Origin of the sequence: Sorangium sp. So ce448 (genome assembly GCF_051520915.1) — a bacterium.
GTDB classification, from domain to species: Bacteria; Myxococcota_A; Polyangia; order Polyangiales; family Polyangiaceae; genus Sorangium; species Sorangium cellulosum_B.
The window spans coordinates 5,084,027-5,108,025 of sequence record NZ_CP150343.1; the positions used below are offsets into that span (position 1 = coordinate 5,084,027).

Genomic DNA, 23,999 nt, shown 5'->3' on the forward strand with positions numbered 1-23,999 from the left:
CCGCCGAGGGCCCCAGGCTCCAGTCCCGCCGGTGTGACGCAGTGGTCCTAGAACCACGTCTCCCAGCGGCCGCTGTCGATCTCGGCCGCGTGCACCGTCGCGGAAATGCGGTCGCGGTCGCCCGGGAACGGCTGTATCTGGTGCAGGCGGTAGCTGTCGATGACCAGCGCGCCGCCAGGGCTGTAGCCGGCGACGAGGCTCCGCGCGGAGAGCGCCTCGTCGCCCGGGTCGTCTCGCCCGTCGTAGAGGACATCCCACAGCTTGAGCCCCCCGTCCGCGTCGGGGAGCTCCAGCATCACGACGACGGTGATCGCGCGGAGCCGGCGGGCAAGGTGGTAGTCGGAGAGCCCCTCCGTATCGAAGTGGACGACGCCGCCCTCGCGCGCGACCTTCTCCCCCGCGGGGAAGATGTGGACGCCTGGCCCGCAGAAGCCGCGCCGGGGCTGCGCGAGCCCGCCGGTGAGCGCCGCGACGAGCTCGCGCATCCGGCGCTGGAGCCCGGGGAGGTGGCGCTCGACGCGGGCGTCGGAGGCCGCCGCGTCGGCGAAATAGACCCGGGAGCGCCCCTGCTCCAGGTGCGTATAGAAGGCGCGCCCGAGCGAGAACTGCTCGCCTCCGAAGTCGGAAGTCCACTCGGCGCGGGCCGCGCGGACGCCCGCGACGAGCGCGGCGCGCTCCGCCTCGGAGAACACGCGCGGGACCTCCAGCGCGAAGTGGCGATCGAGCGCGTCGACAGGCCGGGGCGTCTCGGGGGAGGGAGAGGCGGAGGACGAGGCGGGAGGGGGATCGAGCCGCAGTACGGAGGCGCGGCGCGCGGTCGGCATGGCCAAACCACCGTTAGCACCGCGCGAGGCGGCCAGCCAAGCAGCGGCGCGCCGGCCGCAGGCAGCGACGCGCCGGCGGCGTGGCGAGGCCCGGAACCCCAGCGGTTTTTCCCGCGCGAGCCGCCGGATCCGGGGTAGAGTGCCGCCGCGGAAGCACCTTTTTGCGAGCGAGGACAGCGATGGTGTCGGGCAGGCGAGGGGAGAAGCGGCAGGAGCAGCAGGCGTTTGCGCTCAAGGGCACGATGCCTGCCATCACGATGCTCTGTCTGAAGACGGCGGATGTCTCGGCCGTCGAGCGTCAGCTCGCCGACCACATCTCGCAGATGCCGCACTTCTTCCTGCACCTGCCGATCCTGCTCGATCTCGCGGAGCTCGGCGACGAGCCCGTCGACCTCGGCGCCCTCGCCGGGCTGCTGAGGAAGCACAACCTCGTGCCCATCGCCGTGCGCAACCCGACGGACGCCCAGCGCGAGCGGGCCGTCGCCGCCGGCCTCGGCGTGCTGCGGACGCCGCTCACGCGCTCGTCTCGCCAGGCCGCGCCGGCCGAGGGGAGCACCCCCACGCCGGGCCCCGTGGCGGTGGGGCCCGCGCCAGGCCGCGACGCGCCAGGGGCCGCCGCGGCGGAGCGCGGCGCGGCGGGGCCCGCCCGCCGCCCGAGGGACGCCGCCCCGGCGCCGGACACGGCCGGGGAGCCGCCGCCGGCGGGGCTCACCGTGCGGCAGCCGGTGCGCAGCGGACAGGTCATCTACGTGCCCCACGGCGACCTCGTGGTCCTCTCGCCGGTCAGCTCGGGCGCGGAGCTCATCGCGAACGACAACATCCATGTCTATGCGCCGCTCCGCGGCCGCGCCATGGCCGGCGCCCACAACAACGCGGACGCGAGCATCTTCTGCATGAGCCTGGAGGCGGAGTTCGTCTCCATCGCCGGCCGCTACCTGATGGCCGACGAGATCCCCGACGAGCACCGCGGCAAGCCCGCCCGCATCTCGGTACAGAACGACGGCCTCGTGGTCACACGCCTCTAGAGCGACGGTCACCCGCTTCGGATACGGGCCCATCTCGACGTTTTCGGTGCTCAGCGCACCGGAGTGCGCTTCCGCGCCGAAAACGCCGATCTGGACCCGTCTCCTGTGCGGGAGACCGCCGCTCTGCTCTGCATGGTGCAGAGGTGTGCGGAAACCGCCGCAGGGCGCGTCACCGCGGCCGGAGCTCGGTCAGGACGAGCAGGTACTCCGGCGGGTTGTTCGGCGTCAGCTTCGCGTACGGGTTCTCCATCGTCGGGAAGCCGGTGAACCGCTTCGTGCTGTATTCGCCCCACGACGGGTTGTTGAAGAGCGGGATCACCGGCGCGGCCTGCACGAAGATCATCTGCAGCCCGTCCAGGATGCGCTTCTGATCGGCAGGGGACGTCGCGGACTCGAACGCGTGGAACAGCACGTCGGCCTCCCTGGCGCCGAAACGGTGCCAGTTGCGCGGCGCCACCTCGCCGAGCGGCTTCACGAGATCTGCGCTCATCAGATCACGGTAGAAGTTGTACGGCGTGGGCTCGACGCTGGTCCAGCCCATCGACAGATCGAACAACCCCTTCTGAAGCGCCGAGTAAAACGCGCTGAAGTCGTAGGTCTTCATCGACGCGGCGATGCCCACGCTCTCCAGGTTCTGCGTGATGATCTGGACCGCGCGGACCCAGTCGGACCAGCCGCTGACGACGTTGATCTCGAAGCGCATCGGCTTGCCGAGCCTCGTCCGGATCCCGTCCGCGCCCCTCGGATAGCCCGCCTCGTCGAGGGTCTGGTTCGCCCGCTGCGGATCGAACTTCACCCAGTCGCCCGCCTCCACCGCCTTCTCGCTGCGAAACCGCTCGTAGGAGTCGTCCAGCCCCGTCGCGTCCGCGCCATGGGTGTAGTTGTCCGCGGCGAGCTTGACGATCTGGTCGCGGTCGATAGCCATGCTGATGGCCTTGCGCACGCGCACGTCGTCGAACGGCTTCTTCGTGGCGTTCGGGTACAGCGTGGCGGTGCCCCCGACGAGCGGAAACCAGTAATGATGATTGGCCGGATCCTTGGCGACGAAGACCCGCTCGATGTCCGGCACGAACGCGCCCGCCCAATCGACCTCGCCGTTGACGAGCGCCAGGGTGACCTGGTCGTTGCTCGGGTACGCCGGGAAGCGCAGCCCGTCGACCGCCGGCTTGCCCTCCTGCCAGTAACGCGGGTTCTTGCCGAGCTCGTACACCTGGTTCTGGAAGACCTTCACCTCGGTGAAGGGCCCTGTCGCCACGGGGTTCTCGTTCGCGAACGTGACCGGATCGACGACGTCCTTCCACACGTGCTCCGGCACGATCGGCTGGTGGCCGATGTAGCTGAGCCCGGGGACATACGGCCGCCGCAGCGTGAACTCGACGGTCGTGTCGTCGATCGCCGTCACGGCGCCGAGGAACCTCCACACCCCGGCGAGATCGAGCGCCGCGTGCTTCTTGATGAGCGCGAACGTGAACGCGACGTCCCTCGCCGTGAACGCCTGGCCATCCGACCACTTGACGCCGGAGCGGGTCGTGAAGGTGAGCTTCTTGTTCGCGTCGCTCCACGCGTAGCTCGTCGCGAGCCACGGCGTGTAGTCGCTCCGCATCGTGTTGTAGACGAGCATCGGCTCGTAGATGCCGGCGACCGTCGGGAAGCGCGAGCTCCCCTCGGGGAGCAGGGGGTTGAAGTTGCGCACCCAGGTGGCCTGCTGCTCCCTCGCGATCGTGACCATCGCGGCCCGCTTCGACGGGGGCTGCTGCGCGGAGGCGGCCGCCGCCTGCGCCGATCCCCCCGGCGTCGCCGCCCGCTCCGGAGCCGCGGATGTGTTCTCGGAGCCATTCTTCGAACGACAGCCCGCCGCGGCGCAGGTGGACAGCAGCAGCGCCGACAGGACGAACGCGCGGCGCGGCATGGTTCGACTCATCCCAGACATCCACCTCTCCACGCGGGCGATCTCGACCCCCCCGCGACGCTCCGTTCCCGTGACCACTCGAGCGACGACGCCCGGCCCTCGCCGAGGCACCCATGCACGACGCTCACCCCCGTGAAGCATCGGGCCAGGTGTCGCCGTGCTCGCACTCTATCGGCGCATGTGAGCGCATGTCAACTCGACCGGCTCGCGCCCGATTTCTGGATCTCCTCGCGCCCTCCCGCGAAACTGGCGGCGGCTCGGGGCCCCGACCGGGCGCACAGGAGACTCCGCCGCGCGGAGCCCCTTCCAAGGAGCCGACCGTGACCACCCCCGTCTCACGAACCTTCGTCGACCTGAGCCACGACGTCGAGCACGGCATGACGACGTACAAGGGTATTCCGGCGCCCGTCGTCTGCGATTTCCTCTCGCGCGAGCAGTCCCGCGGCGTTTACGCGGAAGGCGTCGAATTCCACATCGGCCGAATCGACATGGTCGCCAACACGGGCACCTACGTGGACAGCCCGTTTCATCGCTATGCGAACGGCAAGGATCTCGCCAGTTTGCCGCTCGAATCGCTGGCCGATCTGGAGAGCGTGGTGGTCGAGGCGCGGGGCCGGTCCGGGCGTTCGCCATCGTGTGAGCCGCGCAGGCCGCTCGGTGGAAGCGCGGTGAGTCGCGGGCTTGGCGTACCTGGCGCGGCGGCGCGGTGTCCGCAGCCGGCTCAGCCTCCGTCGAGCGGGAAGAGCTGCAGGTTCACGGCGACGACGCGCTCGGGCGGCCGCGACTCCGCGATCACGGCGCGCATGTTCTGGAAATAGCTCACGTGGAGCTCGGAGAGCTTCTCGAGATCGGCCGCGGAGACCGTGAAGACGTTGAACGAGAAGCGCCCCTCGGCCTTGCGCGTGAGCCGCGCCAGCCCGACGCCGGCCCAGAAGCACTTGAGCCGGTGCTCCGCGTCCGGATCCGGGCGCGTGTCCACCGTCCGGATCGGCGCGACGATCCACCGCCCGCGGCTCCTCCGGATCTGGCCGGCCTCCGCGAGCCGATCCAGGCAGCGCGCCTCGTCCTCGACGGGGAACCCGAGCCGCCGCGCGATCCACCCCGGCTCGTGGCGCGGCAGCGCCCGGTAGGCCGGCAGCTCCAGCGCGAGCAGGACGGCGGGGAGCAGCGGCTCCTCGTAGACGGCGCGGCGCTGGGCCTCGAGCGTTCGCCACGCCGCGCTCGCCGCCGGGAGCGCCGCCGGGTCGGCGAAGAGAGCGACGAAATCGAGCAGGCGCAGCGAGCAGGCCTCGACCATCCGCAGGAAGTCGGGCAGCCGCGGCTCGGCCTCGCCCGAGAGCCAGCGCGCGACCGCGTAGCGGCTCCTGCCCGCGCGCCGCGCCACGTCGACGATGGGCGACATGGAGCGCATCTCCGAGAGGAGCGCCGCGACGCCCTCGGCCGACGCGGGATCGGTGCGCGCGAGCCACGCGGGCAGCGAGGGGAAAAAGCGCCTCACCGCCGCCGCGACGTCGACCCCCGCGCGCCGCGCGGCGACGAGGAAGGTGGCCGCGGTCGGCCAGCGCCTTCCGGACTCCCACGTGTAGACGACGTTGGTGCGGAAGCCGAGCCGGCGGCTGAAGGCCAGCTGCGAGCGCCGGCCGCGCAGCGCGCGGATCAGCTCTTTTGCAATGGATTCATGGTCCACGTACCGCAGATTCGCACATGTAGAGGCCAGTTTGCCCTATGAAATGTGCGAAGCTGACCTGGCGTCGCGCCGACCGCGAACGCAAGGTACGCCGCAGGAGGTCGTGAACATGCGCGAGCGGCGTTGGCTTACTTGGGTGATCGTGGCGGCGACGAGCGTCGGGCCCTTCGGGTGCGTCGATGGCGTGAGCGGCGGGCCGCAGGGCGGCCAGATCGGCGGAGTCCACGTCGCGGAGGGCGGGTGCGACGAGGAGAAGGAGGACATCGGCGCAGACGACGTCTCGCCGCTGGGCTTCTCGGCGCGAGCGGCGCTCACGGCGATCTCCGGAGAGCGCTCCGTCCCGCTCACGTGGGCGAAGGGCGGCAGCACGACGGCGACCGTCTCCGTGGGCGAGCTCGTCGCCGCGCGCTTCGTGCGATCGACGGTGGCAGAGGGCGACTCGAGCGGCGCCGAGCCGGCGCTCGCCGTGGATTGCTCGGATCACCTGCAGATCGACGTCCCGCTGGCGTTCTCGACCGAGGACGGCGCGTTCGACGAGTCGTTCGCGGTCACGCTCAGGGCGCCGCGGGTCGACGCTGCCAGCTTCTTTTACAAGATCGATGTCCCCGCGCTCCAGGGCTCGTACGAGATCACCGAGGTCGATCCCGCGGAGTTCAAGGCGGTCACCGTGCACCTGAGCGGCGCCCTGAGCAGCGGCGCGGTCTCCGGCACGATCAGCGGGGTCGCCGAGAGCCACCCGACCGGGAGCGGGCCGGACGGGTCGGTCTCCGCGCAGCTGTTCGGCGTGGCGCAGTTCTGAGCGCGGCGCCGCGGCTGCACGACAGGCCTCTTCAGCGGAGCCTCGCTGTCCAGGGCGACGCCCGCCGGGCGCGGCCCCGGCGCGTTACTCGAGGATGAACCCGGGCCGGGTCTCGGCCCTCAGCTCGTTGCCGTCCTCGAGATCTTGCCGCAGGACGCGAGCGCGACAAGCCCGGCCACGGTGAGAAGTCTGGGAAACGCCAGGCGCATGGACAGGGGGGGTCTCCTCATGGACGTGCGCTGTGGTACACCCGACCGGCGCAGGCGTCTCCGCCAAAGCGCCCGAGCGGCCGGGAAGCGCGTGCCCCGGTGGCCACGCGTGTCCTGCTCATCGCCGGCGATCCTGGGGCGTCCGAGGAGAGAGGGCCGCCCTGACGCGTCAGCGGCGCAGCTGCGCGCGGACTTCCATCAGGATGATACCCAGCATGTTCCGCCCGCTTCCGTCGCCGCCGTCGGCCCAGTAGGCGTCGTTCGCTGTGTGCTCGACCAGCTCCGCGTCCCCGGTGTCGAGCAGGGCGCGCCGGAGATCCTCGTGCTGGGTGAACTTCGCCAGCACCACCTCGCGCATGACATCGTCTTTGACCTGCTCCCAGTCGGGGCGCAGCGGGCGGCTCCGCTGCCGGCCCATGCGGGCCGCGTCGCCGGGGCCGGGGGCGTTGCGGATCACCTCCTCGTGCTCGGTGCCGGGGAACTTCTGGGCCTGGAAGTAGTGCTCGCTCGTGGGCCACACCTTGCCTTTGAGCGTGACCGGGTGGCGCGAGAAGTTGGAGAAGAACCCGTGAGCGTCGCCGGAGCGATAGAAGCGGATGACGGTCATGAGCCCAGTCTACCCCACGGACCCCGCGGCGCCGGGGTGGAACCTCGCCGCGAGCCCGCCGCCGTCGCCCTCACGGTCCACCGCGCCGCTACTGGATCGAGCCGATCCGGTCGAGGAAGTCGTTGTAGGCGTCGACCCGATCCGCGGGGACCACGTCGACGCCGAGGTTGACCCGGTGCTCGGCGGGCATCTGGTTCTCGTCGATCATCAGCGGACTGAGGATCTGCTTCGTCGCTTCGAGGCCGAGGTGCTGGATCCCATAGAGAATGTAGGGCACGAGGTACCCCTCGTAGTACTGCCGCTGGACGACCGTCGCCTTGATGCGCTCTGTCTGCATGTATTCGACGGTCTTCGGATCGAAGTCGAACGCGACGATGGGGATCTCCGGCCTGCCGGCGGCCTCTGCGGCCAGCACGCAGCGATACGAGATGTTGAACACGCCGAGCATGCCCACGACGGGCGGGTCCGCGTTCAGGATCAGGGTCTTCATCTGTTCGACGTCAAAGCCTTCCTGGCCGTTGATGAAGACGGCCTGGACCACCTGCGTCGTGAGGCCGGCCGCCCCGAGCGCCTCCAGGGCGCCGAAGGTTCGCTGGGACCCGTCGTACCACTGCGTCGACGCGTCGCCGTGGACCACCACCGTGCCTGGCCCCTTCGGTAGCATCGTTATCAGGGTCTCCGCCGTCAACTTGCCGGCGGACTTCTGTATGGCCCCGACATAGAGCGTGCGCCCCGAGTCCTTCAGGTCGGTGTCGAACGTCACCACGTTGAGCTGCGCCGCCACGGCTAACTTGATGGAGGCCTCGTTGAAAGAATCGTAGGGCGACACGCCGATGCCCTGGGCGCCATCCTCTATCGCGTTCGCGATCTGTTGATTCTGGAGGTTCTGCGACTCCGTGCCGTCGGCCGCGTTCATCTGCGTGCTGGGGCCGAGCACGTTCCCCACGGCCTCGAGCTCCCCCATGGCTCGGTTCGCGCCGGTGGCGATCGGCTCGAAGAAGGTGGAGAGGTGCTTCAGCAGGACCACCATCTGAATCGGCTTGAGCCCGTTCTGGTTGATCGCGTCGATGAGGTGGTCGATCGTCTCCTCGATCTCCTGTGGCACGAACTCGGTAGGCGGGATCCGTTCTCGCCTGATCTTTATGACCTCCTCGGTCGGCTTGTCCGACGGGGAGGCGTCCTCTGCCGCGCACGCCGCTGTCATCAGCATGAGCCCGAGGGCCGTCATCCAGCATCGTCCTGTCATCTTCATGACATTCCCTCCTCGGCGGCCGGCGAGCACGATGCCCAGATGGGGGACGCGAGTCCCACAAGCATCCTGGTCTCCATACAGCGCGGCCGACATCTGCGATGAACGAGCACCATGTCGGTTCGACGGGCGCATTGCAACGTCGTGGGCGTCCTGAAACCCATGTTTGCAATTTTGAGATACGACGTCGACGAAGTGACTGTCAATAGGCACGGAAAATCGCCGATGAGGAATGGCGTGAAGGCGAGGTGGGAGCTCTCGGCCGAAGGCACCACGCGCAGGGGCGCCATGGAAGCGCGACTCCACGCCTCGCGCCGACGGCGCGTCACGGGTGAGGCTCCGCCGGCGGGCGGAGCGCCGGTGCAAGGGCTTACGTGAGCTCGCTGAGCGCGCCCGTGGTGAGCGCCGGGTCGGGCTGGGAGCCGAACGACTCGATCTCGACGCCGAACGCCTGGGCGATCGACACGAGGATCCGGCTGTTCGTGACGGGCGTGAAGGTGGTGTCCGTCTCGGCGCACCACGGCGCGTCGGCAGGGCAATCCGCCTTGAGCTTGATGCGCCGGCCCATCCTGAACTTCCCGTTCGCCCCGCCCGCCAGCAGCGTCGGCACGTTGCGCGTGCTGTGCAGGGCGGGGTTCCCCATGTCGCTCGACGCGTAGATCAGCGTGCTGTCGAGGGCGCCGAGCTCGTCGAGCCGCTGCATGAGGCGCGCGATCTTCGAGTAGCTGTACCGGTTGAACCTCGCGAGCGGCACCCAGGTCGCCGGATCGCCGTCGCCGGGGCGGCCGTTGTTGCCGACCGGCGAAGCGTTGTAGGTGTGCGCGACCGAGCCGTGGTTGTCCGTCGGCAACCCGAGCGGGTTGTTCGCGTAGGACAGGTCGTTCATGAACAGCGTGGCGAAGCGCGTGACGCCGCAGGCGAGCGCCTGCGCCAGGAGGTCGACGTGCGCGTCGGTGATGGCGTCGAAGTAAGGCTCGCCGCCGTTGTACTGCTTCACCGACGGGAACCTCGACGCGTCGGGCAGCGGCGGCACGACGCACGACGGCCCGCCGGCCGAAGGCGCGGCGTACTGCTTCTCCAGCTCGCGGAGCGACGTCAGGTGCTGGTCGAGCTTCTGCTGCTCGGCGGGCGCGAGGCGCGTGCGCAGGCGGTTGATGTCGCCGTGCACGAAGTCGATCACGCTCTGGCCGAGCTCGCGCTGCCGGGCCGCGCGGGCCTGGGCCTCGGGGTCGTCGCCCACGACGAGGCCCGCGAACAGCAGGTTGAACGCCTCCACCGGGTGGATGATCTTGGGCAGCGGCGCGCCGCCCGCGCCGAAGGACAGCGTCTGCCCGGACTCGGTCCCGTCCATGCCCACCCCGAGCGCGACGCTCGTGATGCGCGTGTCCGCGCCGAGGCCCCTCTCCACGGCGAGGTACTGGTCGAGCGAGAGGTTGAGCGGCATCTTCCCGTCGATGCGGCTGCCGGTCAGCATCGTGCCGGCCGAGTCGTGCCCGTTGGCGTTCGACAGGTGGTCGATGCCCTCGACGAGGAGGATCCTGTCCTTGAAGCTCCGGCCGTAGGTCGCCGCGTCATCGAACGGCTGGAGAGAGCAGTTCTCGTACGCGATGTCGAAGCTCGTCTCCGTGTCCCCCGCGCGCATGGCCCAGTACTCGGCGGCGATGCCGTGAGGGTGATAGACGGCGACGAGCTTGAGCGGCAGCTCCTCGCCGCCCGCGCGTGCGACGGAGTCCGCGAGCATGTTGACGAAAGGAAGCGTCGCGAGGCTCGCGCCCACGGCGCGAAGGAAGGTACGGCGGGTCGACCGGCGCATCACTGGGGCCTCCGATGGCTGAAGAGACTGCTCTTGACGTAGGTGATCAGCGTTTCGACGAGCTTGCCCTGCTCTGCCTCTGGGACGGCCTGCCATGCCTTCAAGAACGCCTCCTCGCTCTCCGCTGCGGCCTTGCCGCTGCGGCCCACCGAGGCGCGTAGCACGTTGCGGGCGAAGCACGAGCGCACCGTCGGGCTCGTGGACAGGGCCTGCGCGAGGGCGTTGCTGTCGGCGTACGCCCCGTCGAAGTCGGCGCCGATCGCGACGGTGACCGCGCTGTCGACCTTCTGTTCGTTGTCGAACTCACGGACCATGCCCATGCCGTCGAACCGCTCGAACGAGAACCCGATCGGATCGATGCTGTTGTGGCACCCCTTGCACGCCGCGTCGGTGGAGTGGATCTCGAAGCGCTGCCGCGTCGTCTTGCTCAGATCGGGCACCGGCGGGACGACGTTGATGTTCAGCTCGGTGGGCGACGGGATGCTGACGCAGGCGACGCGGCGCAGGACGGTCACCCCGCGCAGCACGGGCGCGGTCTCCGTGGCGTGCGCATACACGGAGAGGAACGCGCCCTGGTTGAGGATCCCCCGCCGGTCGGAGAGCGACACGCGCCCTGTGCCGGTGACGCCGTACACCTTCGAGAGCGGCTCATCGACGATGCTCCAGTCGGCGCCCAGGAGCTCGCCGACCGTCCCGGTGGAGCTCATCAGGACCTCCGTCACGAAGTCCTGCGTCTCGCGCTCCATCGACGCCCTGGCACCGGCGAAGTCGCCATAGACGTTGGAGTCCTTCGCCGTCATCGCGATCCTGTCGACGCCGAGCCACTCGCGGACGACCCGCACGATGCGCTCGCGCGCCGCCGACGTCTGGAGCAGCCGGCGCACCTCGGCCTCCCGGCCCTCGGGGGTCGACAGCGCGCCCGCGGCGGCTGCCTCCATCAGCGCATCATCGGGCGGGCCAGCGGTGATGAGGTAGGAGAGGGAGCTCGCCAGCTCATGCGGAGTCAGCGCCAGCGCGTCTCCGCCGGATCCATCGCCGATCTCCGTCAGGTAGAGAAAGCCCGGCGACTGCAGGACCGCGCGCGCGACGAGCTCGATGCCGTCCGCGTAGGTCGCGCCCTTCGCGCCGACCCGATAGACCGCGAGCAGCGCGTCGGCCTCCGCCGCGTCGAGCGGGCGGCGGTAGGCGCGCCCGCCGAACGACGTGATGAACGTCCTGGCGCAGCTCTCCGCCAGCGTCGCCGGATCGGCGCAGGGGGCGAGCTCCGAGACCTTGCCCTTCACCTCGGCCGCGAGCGCCTCCGCCGCGGCGGCGAGCTGCTTCGCCAGCACCGGATCGACGCGCTGCGCGTCGTTGACCGTGAAGCCGTCTTGCCGCGAATCCGGCGCGAACCCCTCGCTCGGGTTCTTGGTGGTCCCCGTCAGCGCGCGCACCGAGGCGGCATACTCGGCGTTGGTGAGCCGGCGGATGCGCGCTGGGAGGAGGCTCGCGCTCTCCGTCCCATCGGGCAGCGTGACGCCGCCTCCGCCCGACCCGGAGGCGCCGGGATCCCCCACGTCTCCCGTGCATCCGGCGATCGCTGCCAGCGTGGTCGCCAGCATGATCCCGTAAGAATGATAACCAAGTAATCGATCCATGGTTCATTTTATGCGCTCAGGCGCTCCTGGCTGCAACCGCCTGTCAGCTGACGCGACGCCGAGGTGGTCTCTCTCACGACCGTCGATCTGCTCCTCCTCGACGACTTCGTGCTCGATCCCGACGACTTCGTGCTCGAGGCGATGAACAAGGAAGAGCGCCGCGACGTGCACCAGCGCCTCGAATCGCCCCGCGCCCGGCGCGCACCTGCCGCCGGCAGGGTACACCTACATGTAGGTAATTTGGATCCAGATCGCCGCCGGGTTACGCTGCAAGTTTCGTCGCGAAAAAGTTGTTCGTTCGGTTCGCGATGACGTACCCAGTCGAGCGCGTCCCCGGCCTCAATGGAATCGGGTGGGCGCCGAGCTCCCATCACGTCGACGCCGCCCCCTCAACGCCGGGAGGCGGGCATCCGCGCGGGCTCGGCCGTAGGACAGGCCACGTCTCTCGAACCATCTCAAGGAGGTTTCTGGTGTCAAAGGTAGTCGTCGTCACCTCGGGCAAAGGCGGAGTCGGCAAGACCACCACGACCGCAAACCTCGCGTCCGGCATCGCGGCCGTCGGTTGCAAGACGATCGCCATCGACTTCGACGTGGGGCTCCGCAACCTCGATCTCGTGATGGGGTGCGAGCGGCGCGTGGTCTACGATTTCGTCAACGTGATCCGCGGAGAGGCGACGCTCCGTCAGGCGGTGATCCGCGACAAGAGGCTCGATTCGCTCTACGTGCTCCCCGCGTCGCAGACGCGGGACAAGGACGCCCTCACGCTCGACGGGGTCGGGCGCATCCTTGACGAGCTGCGGGGCGCGGGCTTCGAGTACATCTTCTGCGACTCGCCGGCGGGCATCGAGTGGGGCGCGCAGATGGCGATGTATTTCGCCGACGAGGCGATCGTCGTGACGAACCCCGAGGTCTCCTCGGTGCGGGACTCGGATCGCGTGCTCGGCCTCCTGGACGCGAAGACCCGCAGGGCGGAGCTCGGCGAGCCGCCCGTGAAGACGCACCTCCTGCTCACGCGGTATGCGCCGGCGCGCGTCGCCAAGGGCGAGATGCTGGCGCACCAGGACGTGCTGGAGCTCCTCGGCATCCCGCTGCTCGGCGTGATCCCGGAGTCGCCGGCGGTGCTCCAGGCGTCGAACGCCGGGACGCCCGTGGTGCTCGATCCGACGAGCGACGCGGCGCAGGCCTACCTCGACGTGGTCCAGCGCTTCCTTGGCGCGGAGCGCCCCCACCGCTTCCTGGAGCCGGCCAAGAAGGGGTTCTTCAGCCGGATTTTTGGCGGCCAGGCGGCGACCGTCTGAGGGAGTTCTGCCATGTCGATCATGGATTATTTCCGTAAGTCGCAGCCGAAGTCGGCGTCCGTGGCGAAGGAGCGTCTGCAGATCATCGTGGCGCGCGAGCGCGTGCGCCCGACGGGCGAGCCGGACTACCTGCCGCGGCTCAAGCAGGAGCTGCTCCAGGTGATCTCGAAGTACGAGCGGATCGACCTGGATCAGGTGAGCGTGAACGTGGAGCGGAGCGGCGATTGCGACGTGCTCGAGCTGAACGTCGTGCTCTCCGAGTCGGAGCGGGCGGCCGTGCGCGCCGCCGCCGCGTCCCGGACGGGCGCCGCCGCCGCGCGTAACTGCTGACGCGCGGCTCAGCCGCGTCCTCGCCCCCGCGGCGCGCCCTCCGCCATCGCGATCTCCCGCGCCCGCTCCGACGCCGCCCGGAGGAGCGGTCCGAAGAGATCCGCCGGAGAGCGCTCCTCGGTCCAGCTCGGCGGCGCGCCGAGCTGGGAGAGGAGCGCCGCGTGCGCCGCGGGCGGCTGGAGCGTCACGTCGAGCGCCGGCGGCGCCTCGCGCCAGGCGTCGTAGTCCTTCGCCGCCATCTTGCCGGGCGTCACCGTCGCGATCGCCGGCGCGTCTCCGGCGCAGGGGGCGCCTTTGCCGGCGCCCGCCCGCTTGGCCCGCGCGCACGGGGGGGCGCCCCGCGCGGCGCGGATGGCCTCGATCACCTGCGCGCGCGTGCGTCCGCGCAGCTCGAACAGCAGGAAGGGGTCCTTGTCGAACGCCTCCCCGAGCACGTAGTGCGTCGCCGCGACGTGCTTGCAGGGGTTCGCCATGTCGGGGCACGAGCAGGCGGTGGTGAGGTCCTCCGGCCGCTCCGGGAACAGGCTCGTCCCGGCGCTCCGGAACGCGGTCTCGATGTCCTCCGGCATCTGGCCCGCGAGGAGCTGCGCCGCGAAGCTCGCCCGCTTCGCCATGGCGGCGATCGCCTTCGCCCAGGTGGCATCGTCGAGCCGCGCGATCGTGAGGATCACCTTGTACGGCCTCGGCTGTGAGCCGGTCACGCGCGCGGTCACGAGGCCGGGCTTCACCGTGAGATCGTGCGTCCTCCCCGTGCGCGCGTACGTGCGCCCGCGCGCGAGGCGGCCCGCGTCGTCGGGGGCCATCCGCTCCAGCGCCTCCACCCAGCGCTTGCCCCACCAGGTCGCGCCGGCCCGCTTCATCCGGATGCCTCGCGCCGGCGGCGGCGGCTTCGGCCCGGTTTCCTGGCGGAACGGCGCCCATCGCGGCGGCGGGCTCATGTGGGCGCTCCTCCGCGCGCTCGGTCCACCTGGCGCCTCGCGCCCGTCCGCCGGCTCTCCACGCGGGGCACCTGCCGCGCGCGCGGCGCGTCGCAGCGCACGCCTGCCGGCACGCCGCGCCCGTCCCGCGCGGCGCCGCGCTCCTCCCCAGGTCCCGGCTCCGGCTCCTCGCGATCGTCCAGCTCGCCCGCGCCGGTCACGGCGTCCCTCGACAGCGCGAACAGCTCGCGCAGCGCCGCGTCGTCGAGCTCGGTGATCCACGCCTCGCCCTGGCCCACCACCTGCGCCGCCAGATCGCGCTTCTGCTCCAGCATCCGGTCGACCTTCTCCTCCACGGTGCCCGCGCAGACGAGCTTGTGGACCTGCACCGCGCGCCGCTGCCCGATCCGGTGCGCGCGGTCCGTCGCCTGGTCCTCGACCGCGGGGTTCCACCAGCGATCGAAGTGGAACACGTGGCTCGCCGCCGTCAGGTTGAGCCCCGCGCCGCCGGCCTTCAGCGAGAGGACGAACACGCGCGGCCCCCGCGGATCGTCCTGGAACCGCCGCACCATCTCGTCGCGCGCGAGCCTCGGCGTGCCGCCGTGCAGGAAGAGGACCTCCGCGTCGAGCGAGGGCGCGAGGTGCCGGACCAGCCGGTCGCCCATCTCGCGGAACTGCGTGAACACGAGCGCTCGATCGCCCGACGCGAGCGCCTCCTCGAGCATCTCGGTGAGCCGCGCGAGCTTGCCGGACCGGCCCGCGAGCGGCCCCGCTTCCCCGAGGCACTGCGCCGGGTGGTTGCAGATCTGCTTGAGCACCGTCAGCAGCGAGAGCACGAGCCCGCGCCGCTCGATGCCCTCGGCCTCCTCGATGCGGCGCATCGCCTCGTCGAGCGCCGCCTGGTAGAGCGTCACCTGCTCGCGCGTGAGCGTGCAGAAGACCCTGGCCTCGTCCTTCGGCGGAAGGTCCTGAAGCACGGCGGGATCGTTCTTGATGCGTCGCAGCAGGAACGGTCCGGCGACGCGCCGGAGCCGCTCCGCGGCCTTCCGGTCGCCGTAGCGCTCGATGGGCACCGCGTAGGCGCGGCGGAACGCCTCGAGCGGGCCGAGCAGCCCGGGGTTCGCGAACTCGAGGATCGACCAGAGCTCGGCGAGGCGGTTCTCGACGGGCGTTCCGGTCAGCGCGACGCGGTGCGAGGCGCGGAGCGCGCGCGCGGCGCGGGCGGTGCGCGACGAGGCGTTCTTGATGTTCTGCGCCTCGTCCAGCACGACCGCCGCCCAGTCCACGCCGGCGAGCGCCGCGGCGTCGCGGCGGAGCAGGCCGTACGTGGTCAGGACGAGCCCGCCTCCCGCGCGGCGCGCGCCGCCGTCGCCTCCCTCGGCGGGCCGCTCGCTCGCGCCGGACGCCCGCGACGCGAGCTCCTCGGCCGAGCGGGCGCGCCCCTCGCCGTAGTGCCGCACGAGGGGCAGGGCAGGGGCGAAGCGCGCCGCTTCCCGCTCCCAGTTGCCGACGACCGACGTCGGGGCGACGAGCAGCGTCGGGCGCGCGTCCCCGGGCGCCGCCGCCCGCCGGCTGACGAGGAACGCCAGCAGCTGGACGGTCTTGCCGAGGCCCATGTCGTCGGCCAGGCAGGCGCCCAGGCCGAGGCTCGCCATCGTCTGCAGCCAGGCGACGCCGCGCGCCTGGTACGGGCGAAGCGTCCCCACGAACCCCGCGGGCGGCGCGGCGGCGCGCTCGGCGCCCGACCGGAGCCGCTCCATCGCGCGCGCGAACGCGCCCTCGGCGACCACGGGGACGGCCAGGCCGTCGACGCGGGTCTCGCCCGCGAGCGCGCCCTCCAGCGCCTCGCGCGCCGAGATGCGGCCGCCGCCGGCCTCGAGGCGCCGCGCTATCTCGGCGAGCTCCTCGGGGACCACGACCACCCAGGCCCCGCGGTGCCGGACGAGGGGCGATTTCTGCCGCGCGAGGGCGGCGAGCTCGCGCGCGGAGAGCGCCTCGTCGCCGAGCGCCGCCTCCCACGCGAAATCGAGCGCCTCGTCGAGGCCGAGCCCGGCGCTGCCCGCGACGACGCCGGCGGTGCGGCGCCCCGCGCCGACGCGCATGCGGAGGCGCAGGCGGCGCTGCCCCGAGGCCAGGAGCTCGCCCGGCACGACCACGCCGAACCCGGCCTCGCCCAGCGCCGGCGCGGCCTGCGCGAGGAAGTCCCACGCCTCCGCGGGATCGAGGTCCACGTGCTCCGGCCGCGCCTCGCCGAGGGCCCGGGCGATCGGCGCGAAGCGCCGCGCGGCGGCGCCGAGCGCGCCGAGGAGGACCTCCTCGGCGCCGGAGAACGCGCGCCCGAGCGCCTTCAGCGTGCGTCCCTGGCTCTTCCACACGTCGGCGGCGGGCACGAGCAGGCTGGGATCGTCGGTCGCCTGCAGCAGGAAGCGGAGCACGAAGCCGCGGTCGCCCTGGGGCAGCTCCAGCCGGAAGCAGGCGCGCAGGGCGTCGCACGCGCCGAGCGCGGGCCGGACCCACGCGTCGAGATCGGCCACGAGCGCGCGCTCGGCGAGCCCTTCCGCGGCAAAGGCGCGCCGCGGGCCCGTCAGGGCGAGCACCAGCCGGCGCTCCCACGGGGCGTGCGCCGGACGCGGCGCGCGCGCCGGCCGGTCCGTGTCGCCGCCGCGCGCGAGCGCGTCGGCCGCGGCGTCCAGGAAGGCGCGCAGCAGGGCCTCCGCGGACCAGACCTCCACGGCGGCGGGCGCCCGGGAGCGCCCGCGGCCCTCGTGAGCGGGGACGGCCTGCGCGCCCGCCGGCACCGCGTGTGCGGCCGGCGGCATGGCCCTGGCGAGCGCCGCGACGCGCGCGGCGTCCTCCGGGGCGGCAAGCGACACCGCCCAGCGGGCCTCCGTGCGCCCCCCTGCGGCGCCGGCCGGCACCACGCGGGGCACGACCCGCTCGCGCACCACGAGATCGAGCGCGAGCTTGCTCGCCAGGCTCCACGCGGCGATGGACGGCGGAGCTCGCCCGAGGTCGTCCTGGGCCATGCTGGCGAGCGCCGACAGGCCGTCGAGGAGCGCCGCCGCCTCTCCGATCTTCCTCACGGCCCGGCCCGCCTCGGAGACAACGACCGCCTCCGCCGGGGTCGTCGCGCCGAGCGACCGGGCCGCGAGCCGCGGAGGGGCCGTGTCATCCCAGAGGAAGAAGCGGAGATCGCCGGGCAGAAAGACGAGCGGCATCGACGCGCAGATCCATTGCACAGCCGGCGACGGCGAAAAGGGGGCTTCACGCGTCGTGAGCCAAAAAAGCGATGGGCCGGCCGGGAGCGCTCCCGCTGAATCACGGGCTCAGCCCATTGCGTGTCATGGCTGCGAATTGCCAGAATTTGTTTGAAACCTCTGTTCTGGAGGGTTGGAGAACATCTCATGGAAAAAGATCGTGGCTCGAGTGAATGGGCCTCGCAGCGTGCTGCGCTGGGAGCGTGACGAGCTCGAGCGGACGGCTGACGCCGAGCGCGCGCAGGGGCGCCTGGGGCCGCCCGGGCGCCGCGCGGGCCTTGCGCCCCTTGGCCCCGACGGTGCTCCAGGAGCTGAACGTCGCGTGACCGGGAGGCATCAGACGGCGGCTAAGGAGAAACTGAATGCAAACGAGCTGGTACCTGGGCGTTGCCCTGGCCTGCGCGGCGGTGGTGTTGCCTGCGGGGCAGGTCTGGGCCGATGGAACGCCGTCCTGGGAGCAGTTGCCCCCGATGATCACCCCGCGCAGCGGGCATACGGCCACGTTGCTCCAGGATGGCCGGGTGCTCGTGGCGGGAGGCCACGGCAGCGGCGGGACCGTGCTCCTCCGGGAGGTCGAGGTCTACGGCCCGGCGAGCAAGACATGGACGCCCGCAGCGCCGCTTCGCAGCCCGCTCCGCGACGTCGCCGCGACTGCTGTCCTGCCGAGCGGGCTGGCCCTCACGACGGACGGCGAGCATGTCGAGGTCTATTCTCCTGAGCTCGATCTGTGGAGCGCGGCGGCGCCCCTGACGCCGGCCCTCACTGCGCCCCGCGCCGTGACCCTCCCGAGCGGCAAGCTGTTGATGCTCGGCCGCGCGTCGGGCGCCCTCGCGGGCAGCATCTATGATGACTCCGCCGGCACGTGGACGCCCATCCGGTCGCTGAGCGGCATGACCGCCACGAGCGCGACGTTGCTCCGCGACGGCCGCGTGCTCGCGGCGGGCTTCGGCCGCGGCAACATCTACGATCCAGAGACCGATTCCTGGACACCGGCCTCCGGGTATCTCGGCGGGGCCATGCAGTACCCCGCGACGCGGCTCGCCAGCGGCGACGTCCTCTTCGTGGGCGGATATCCGTTCGCGAACATGCACAACTCGCAGCTTTACCTCCCCGAGGAGAACCTCTGGGTGGCGATCCCGGGGCATGACCCGTTCTATTACCCGTATCCTGACTGCTACCCGCCCGAGGACTACGACGTGGGCCTGGGCGTCTCGCTGCTTCCCAGCGGAAGCGTCCTCCTGACAGGAGGCATGGTGACGTACCTCTGCGGAATCCAGGACGAAAATGGCGCCTACTTGAACGAGTGGCGCTACAGCGAGTTCAGCGCCGCGCTGGAGCTGTATGATCCGGCGAAGGCTTTCTGGGTACCCCTCGAGGTGGAGCCGCCGGAGACGATGGCGCGCGGGTATCACACGGCGACGAGCCTCGACGACGGCAGCGTCCTGATCGCCGGCGGGCTCGTCGCGTCCGGCTCGCCCGGCGGCGTGCCGGTGCCGACGGGCTCCGCCCTGCTGTTCCACGAGCGCGCGCCGCTCGGCGCGGCCTGCCAGGCTGGCGGCGACTGCGCGAGCGGCTTCTGCGCCGATTCGGTCTGCTGCGATGCGGCCTGCGCCGGTCCGTGCGACGCGTGCGCGGCCTCGGCGGGCGCCACGAAGGACGGCGCCTGCACGCCGATCTCGGGCACGCCCTGCGACGACACGGGCGCGTGCCTCAAGGGGGGCGTCTGCGAGGCGGGGACCTGCGCCGGTGGCACCCCTGCGCCCGACGGCACCCCGTGCGACGACGCCGAGGTGTGCTCCGCGACGAGCTCGTGCGAGGCGGGCGCCTGCGTCGCGGCGAGCCCGGCGAGCTGCCAGCCGCCGGACGGCTGTCACGAGGCTCCCGCATGCGATGCTGCGCTCGGGTGCTCGGGGCCCGCGCCCGAGAAGCCGGACGGCGCGCGCTGCGATGTCGCGGGGACGCCGGATGCCTGGCAGGCCGCGGCGCGGATACCGTACGAGATGAAGAGCGCGGGCATCGCCACGGTGCTGGAGGACGGCACGGTGCTGGTCATCGGAGTGGAGAGCAACTCCCCCCTGCGCTGGAGGTCGATGCGCTACGACCCGAGCATGGACCAATGGCAGCTCATCGGGGGGACTCCGCAGGTGCGGTCGATCGTGCACGCCACGCTGCTGCACGACGGCACGGTCCTCGTGATCAGCGGCGATCGCGTGGACCGGCTCAACCCGGCCACGGGAGCATGGGAGCAGGCCCCGCCCATGCTCCGGAAGCACAGCATGGGCACAGCGACGCTGCTCCAGGACGGCAGGGTGCTCGTCGCGGCCGGCAGCGACGAATCCGCGGAGGTGTATGACCCCACCACGAACGTCTGGACCCTGGTCGCGCCCCTGAATGTGCGGCGATTCTACCACACGGCGACGCTGCTCCAGGACGGCAGGGTGCTCGTCACGGGCGGCAGTAACCAATCGGCGAGCGCGGAGGTGTATGACCCGGCGGCCGACGTCTGGACGCCTGTGGCTTCGATGAGCCAGGCACGCGCGGTGCATGCGGCCACGCTGCTCCAGGACGGCAGGGTGCTCGTGGTGGGGAGAAGCCCCGATGGCGTAGCCCTCACGACAGCCGAGCTCTATGATCCGGAGAGCGACACCTGGGCGCCGGCGGCGGAGATGGCCGCCCGGCGATATGTCAATGCGACGGTGCTCCTTGCCGACGGCAGGGTGCTCGTGGCCGGTGAGCTGGAAGGCCCGTATTCTCTCGATTATACGGTTGAACTTTACGATCCGGCGACGGACATCTGGTCGCCGGGGCCAGCCTTGAACATCCCGCTCACCCATGGCGCGGTGGCGCGGCTGGATGATGGCCGCGTTCTGATGGCGGGCGGCGAGCTCGGCAGTGGGTACTACCGGTCCCCCCTCGTGCACTTCTATGTTCCTGGGCAGGGCCCGAGCACAGGGGTGTGCCAGGCTGGCGTATGCTTGCCGGGCGCAGGCGGAGAGGGTGGCGCCGGCGGCAGCGGCGGTGATGCCAGCGGCAGCGGCGGTGGTGTGAGCGGCACCGGCGGCGCTGCCACCGGTGCTGGCGGCAGCGGGGGCGACGCCAGCGGTGCTGGCGGCAGCGACGGCACCACGAGCACGAGCGCTGGCGCCAACAGCGGGACGGGCGAGGGGGGTAGCGCCGGTGACACCGGCGCGCAGAGCGGCGCTGGCGGCGGCGCGCCAGGCGGCGACAGCGGTGGCTGGCATTGCCAGATGGGGCCCGGAGTCCAGGGGACACCCACATGGCTCGTCCTCCTCGGGGGGCTCGCTGCCCTGGGCGTGCGCCGGCGCTCCGAGAGGATCCGCAGCGCTGCGTGAGCCGCTCGCGCAGCCCGACGTGACGTTCGGTCGACCAACGCGCCCGGCCGAGCGAATTCCAAATACGTTCACGGACCCCCGGAGATTAGGGGGGATGGAGCCGCGGCAAACTCGGGCATCCGAGGGCGTTCCGAGTGGCAGCCGGGCGTTTGTCTTCATTGAGGCGGGAAAAATACGACCATGTCAAAGCACATGAACCGAAGAATTTTCCTCCGGGGGCTGGGCGGAGCTTGCGTCGCGGCGCCGTTCCTCGGCTCGATCCTCGACCGCTCCGTGATGGCGCAGCCGGCCACGCCGCCGAAGCGGCTGATCGTGATGTTCACGCCCTATGGCTGCATCACGACAAGGTGGTTCCCGAAGAAGTCGCACGGCCCGCTCACCGCCGCGGACCTCCAGTCGACGACGCTCAAGCACCTGGCGCCTCACGTCGACAAGCTCCTCATGCCCCGCGGCATCCGCGCGATGAACGAGTGGACGACGACGCTGGCGCGGGGGCAAGGGAACGATCCCTACACGCAGGTGTTCGGGTCGTACTTCACCTGCCAGCCGGTGACTCCCAACAGCGACGACCCGTTCAGCTTCGACTCCGCGACGAAGTTCAACGCCAAGCCGACCGGTCCCTCGCTGGACCACGTCATCGCACGACAGCTCAGCCCGCAAGGCACTCCGTTGCTCTTGAACATGGCGGGTCAGAATGAGAGCCCTCAGTCGGCGATCTCCTACTCCGGCGCCGAGACCCTCTTCAGGGGCCTCAACGCGTCGCAGGTCTTCAGCAGCCTCACGGGCATCTTCGAGCCGGGGAAGCCGACGTCTCCGGACACCTACGCGGCGATGCGCGGCAAGAGCGTCCTCGATATCGTGAAGGATGATCTGCAGAGGCTCGAGCGGTTCGACATGAGCCGCGCCGACAAGCAGAAGCTCGCATCCTGGAAGGAGCTCATCCACGCGACAGGGAATGGGATGGCTTCTGCGCAGTGCAACACGGCCCTCGCCACGGCGCTCGGCGCGACGCAAGAAAACATCAACCTGTTGGGCACGTCCCCGAGCGGCGACGACCGGCTGACGCGGCGAATCTCGGACACTCTGGACGGAGCGGACCTCTGTTCGAACCTCGCCGTGCTCGCGGCGGCGTGCAACGCGAACCCCGTCATCTTCCTGAAATACCCCGGGAACTACCTCTTCAAGGGGCTCGGCGTGAACCACGAGAGCGCCAGCCTCTCGCATCGCCTGGACAGCGCGAACATGACGGGCACCTGCGTCCCGGGGGCGATCGACATGCTCCTCACGATCGACGACTACTATGCGAGGAAGTTCGCGCACCTCGTCGAGCAGCTGAGCCGCCTCGAGGAGGGCGACGGGACGCTCCTCGACAGCTGCGCGGCCGTCTGGTTCCAGGACGTGTCGGACGGCTGCGCCCGCAACCTCAACAACCTGCCGATCATCCAGGCCGGCAGCGCCGGCGGCTATTTCAAGACCGGCTGGGCCGTGAACGTCGAAGACGGCTCGTCGGATCTCACGACCGGCAACAGCGAGTTCACGTGCACCGAAGGCACCTCGAACCAGGTCGACGCGATCTCCCAGGAGACGGGGACCGATCCGTCGCTCGCCAACGCGCCCATCAACAAGTACTTCTGCAGCTTGATGAACGCCCTCGGGGTCAAGGCGGGCGCGGATGGTTTCCCGGCGCCGGGCGGTTCGGGGCCGGTGACCCACTTCGGCATGTACGACAGGACGGAAGACTTCATCGGCGGCGGGGTCAATCCCCCCACCATCCACGATCCAGGCGAGTTCACCGCGCTCAAGGCGAACTCCTGAGCGGTCTCGCTCCCGAGCTTGTCGGCGCGGGGCGGCGCGGCTGCTCGAGACGTCCCCGTCGGCGAGGGCGGTGATATGCTCGCGCGCGTCGAGAAGGCGCGGCGCGGCGCCGTGCCGGGAGGTCGCTGGATGTCATCTGTCAGGGGTTTCACCCTCGAGCTGTCTCGGATCGAGTACGTCGGGCAAGGCCTTGTCAGGCCGGAGTGCGTGATCGTCGAGCCCGGCGGCACGCTCTGGACCTCGGACGCTCGCGGCATCGCGACGCGCATCGAGCCCGATGGCCGGCAGGCGACCCTCGGCCCGGAGGTGCCCGAGCCGAACGGCATGGCGATGGATCGGCAGGGCAACCTCATCGTCGCCAGCATGTCCGGCGGCAAGATCCACAAGCTCCACCGCGACGGCCGGTCCGAGGTCCTCCTCGACTCCGTCGACGGCAAGCCGCTCGGCGCCGTGAACTTCTGCTTCATCGACTCGCGGGATCGACTCTGGATCTCCGTCACGACACGGCAGCTCCCGTGGTGGCCCGCGGTCGCGGGCAGCATCCGCGACGGGTACATCGTGCTCGTCGACGAGAAGGGCGCCCGCATCGTGGCCGACGGCCTCAGCTTGACGAACGAGGTGCGCCTCGACGCCGCCGAGCGGTTCCTGTACGCCGTCGAGACCATCCCCGGCCGCCTCCTCCGGTTCCCTGTGCGCGACGACGGGAGCCTCGGCGATCCCGAGCAGTTCGGGCCCGATAGCCTCGGCATCGGCGGGTACATGGATGGCTTCGCCTTCGACGCCGAGGGCAACCTCTGGGTGGTCGCCGTCTGTCGCAACGGCCTCGGGGTGATCTTCCCCGACGGCAGCTACCAGACCGTCTTCGAGGATCCGCGCCCCGCCGTCCTCGAGACGATGACCCTGAAGCAGAGGAACGGCACCGTCGAGCCGGCCGATCTCGGCGCCTGCGCCGGAAACACCCTGCAGCTGCCCACGAGCATCGCGTTCGGCGGCCCCGATCTCCGCACGTGTTACATGGGGTCGCTGGCGATGCCCCACCTGCTCACGTTCCGCGCGCCCGTCGCCGGGCTCCCGCTCGCGCACATGCGCTGACGCCCGGCGTCGGGTGCTGGGGTCGAGCCCGCCGGCGGACGACGGCACCGAGCCGGAGCCGGACAAGCTCGCCTCCGGCAGTGCGCACGACGACCTCGAGGTGGGCGGGCAGGGGGATCGCTTCGGGCGCCTTCCTCACCGGCATCTCGTCGAGCGCGGCGCCGGCCTCCTCGAGGAC

The 23,999-nt window shown here is 71.0% G+C and carries 18 protein-coding genes; 9 read left to right on the forward strand and 9 right to left on the reverse strand.

The window, feature by feature from the left end:
* Positions 1 to 47 precede the first annotated feature (47 nt).
* Positions 48 to 824, reverse strand: a complete 777-nt coding sequence (locus tag WMF45_RS19115; protein WP_437718312.1) for a hypothetical protein — start codon at positions 822 to 824, stop codon at positions 48 to 50.
* Between the two features lie 179 nt (positions 825 to 1,003).
* On the opposite strand from WMF45_RS19115, the gene minC reads away from it, so the two are divergent.
* Entirely contained in the window at positions 1,004 to 1,849 is an 846-nt protein-coding gene (minC, locus tag WMF45_RS19120; protein ID WP_437718313.1) for a septum site-determining protein MinC, read from the forward strand.
* 169 nt (positions 1,850 to 2,018) lie between these two features.
* Here minC and WMF45_RS19125 read toward each other — a convergent pair whose 3' ends face one another.
* Positions 2,019 to 3,758 carry an ABC transporter substrate-binding protein gene (locus tag WMF45_RS19125; protein WP_437719554.1) on the reverse strand — a complete coding sequence of 580 codons (1,740 nt, stop codon included), beginning with the start codon at positions 3,756 to 3,758 and terminating at the stop codon, positions 2,019 to 2,021.
* Between the two features lie 320 nt (positions 3,759 to 4,078).
* Here WMF45_RS19125 and WMF45_RS19130 point away from each other — a divergent pair, with 320 nt between their 5' ends.
* Positions 4,079 to 4,576: a cyclase family protein gene (locus WMF45_RS19130; protein WP_437718314.1), complete on the forward strand. Its 498-nt coding sequence runs from the start codon at positions 4,079 to 4,081 to the stop codon at positions 4,574 to 4,576.
* On the opposite strand, the gene WMF45_RS19135 is transcribed toward WMF45_RS19130, so the two are convergent.
* Positions 4,480 to 5,445: a DUF4423 domain-containing protein gene (locus WMF45_RS19135; protein ID WP_437718315.1), complete on the reverse strand. Its 966-nt coding sequence runs from the start codon at positions 5,443 to 5,445 to the stop codon at positions 4,480 to 4,482. The genes WMF45_RS19130 and WMF45_RS19135 overlap by 97 nt on opposite strands.
* Before the next feature lie 109 nt (positions 5,446 to 5,554).
* Between WMF45_RS19135 and WMF45_RS19140 the strand changes: the two genes are divergently transcribed.
* Complete coding sequence (locus WMF45_RS19140) at positions 5,555 to 6,244, forward strand: hypothetical protein (protein WP_437718316.1); 690 nt, start codon at positions 5,555 to 5,557, stop codon at positions 6,242 to 6,244.
* Positions 6,245 to 6,622: 378 nt separating this feature from the next.
* Here the strand turns inward: WMF45_RS19140 and WMF45_RS19145 are convergent, their stop codons facing one another.
* The 4 genes from WMF45_RS19145 to WMF45_RS19160 form a co-directional block, all read right to left on the reverse strand.
* Entirely contained in the window at positions 6,623 to 7,060 is a 438-nt protein-coding gene (locus WMF45_RS19145; protein ID WP_437718317.1) for an NADAR family protein, read from the reverse strand.
* 88 nt (positions 7,061 to 7,148) lie between these two features.
* Positions 7,149 to 8,312 carry a sugar ABC transporter substrate-binding protein gene (locus tag WMF45_RS19150; RefSeq protein WP_437718318.1) on the reverse strand — a complete coding sequence of 388 codons (1,164 nt, stop codon included), beginning with the start codon at positions 8,310 to 8,312 and terminating at the stop codon, positions 7,149 to 7,151.
* A gap of 367 nt (positions 8,313 to 8,679) precedes the next feature.
* Positions 8,680 to 10,086, reverse strand: coding sequence for a DUF1552 domain-containing protein (locus WMF45_RS19155; protein ID WP_437718319.1), 1,407 nt, complete (start codon positions 10,084 to 10,086; stop codon positions 8,680 to 8,682).
* A gap of 35 nt (positions 10,087 to 10,121) precedes the next feature.
* On the reverse strand, positions 10,122 to 11,759 hold the full coding sequence (locus WMF45_RS19160) for a DUF1592 domain-containing protein (RefSeq protein WP_437718320.1): 1,638 nt from the start codon (positions 11,757 to 11,759) through the stop codon (positions 10,122 to 10,124).
* Positions 11,760 to 11,822: 63 nt separating this feature from the next.
* Between WMF45_RS19160 and WMF45_RS19165 the strand changes: the two genes are divergently transcribed.
* The 3 genes from WMF45_RS19165 (at position 11,823) to minE (ending at position 13,387) form a co-directional block, all read left to right on the forward strand.
* On the forward strand, positions 11,823 to 12,071 hold the full coding sequence (locus WMF45_RS19165; protein WP_437718321.1) for a hypothetical protein: 249 nt from the start codon (positions 11,823 to 11,825) through the stop codon (positions 12,069 to 12,071).
* 158 nt (positions 12,072 to 12,229) lie between these two features.
* Positions 12,230 to 13,057 (forward strand): septum site-determining protein MinD, encoded by an 828-nt coding sequence (gene minD / locus WMF45_RS19170; protein ID WP_437718322.1) that lies wholly within the window; start codon positions 12,230 to 12,232, stop codon positions 13,055 to 13,057.
* A gap of 12 nt (positions 13,058 to 13,069) precedes the next feature.
* A complete protein-coding gene (minE, locus tag WMF45_RS19175) occupies positions 13,070 to 13,387 on the forward strand; it encodes a cell division topological specificity factor MinE (RefSeq protein ID WP_437553500.1) in 318 nt (105 codons plus the stop codon).
* A gap of 8 nt (positions 13,388 to 13,395) precedes the next feature.
* On the opposite strand, the gene WMF45_RS19180 is transcribed toward minE, so the two are convergent.
* Both WMF45_RS19180 and WMF45_RS19185 read right to left on the reverse strand, forming a co-directional pair.
* A complete protein-coding gene (locus WMF45_RS19180) occupies positions 13,396 to 14,325 on the reverse strand; it encodes an SWIM zinc finger family protein (protein ID WP_437718323.1) in 930 nt (309 codons plus the stop codon).
* A complete protein-coding gene (locus tag WMF45_RS19185) occupies positions 14,322 to 17,522 on the reverse strand; it encodes an SNF2-related protein (RefSeq protein WP_437718324.1) in 3,201 nt (1,066 codons plus the stop codon). Before WMF45_RS19185 ends, WMF45_RS19180 begins: the two co-directional genes overlap by 4 nt.
* A 401-nt stretch (positions 17,523 to 17,923) precedes the next feature.
* Between WMF45_RS19185 and WMF45_RS19190 the strand changes: the two genes are divergently transcribed.
* The 3 genes from WMF45_RS19190 (at position 17,924) to WMF45_RS19200 (ending at position 23,821) form a co-directional block, all read left to right on the forward strand.
* Entirely contained in the window at positions 17,924 to 20,914 is a 2,991-nt protein-coding gene (locus tag WMF45_RS19190; protein WP_437718325.1) for a kelch repeat-containing protein, read from the forward strand.
* 192 nt (positions 20,915 to 21,106) lie between these two features.
* Positions 21,107 to 22,729 (forward strand): DUF1552 domain-containing protein, encoded by a 1,623-nt coding sequence (locus WMF45_RS19195; protein ID WP_437718326.1) that lies wholly within the window; start codon positions 21,107 to 21,109, stop codon positions 22,727 to 22,729.
* A gap of 129 nt (positions 22,730 to 22,858) precedes the next feature.
* Positions 22,859 to 23,821 carry an SMP-30/gluconolactonase/LRE family protein gene (locus tag WMF45_RS19200; RefSeq protein ID WP_437718327.1) on the forward strand — a complete coding sequence of 321 codons (963 nt, stop codon included), beginning with the start codon at positions 22,859 to 22,861 and terminating at the stop codon, positions 23,819 to 23,821.
* Positions 23,822 to 23,999 lie beyond the last annotated feature (178 nt).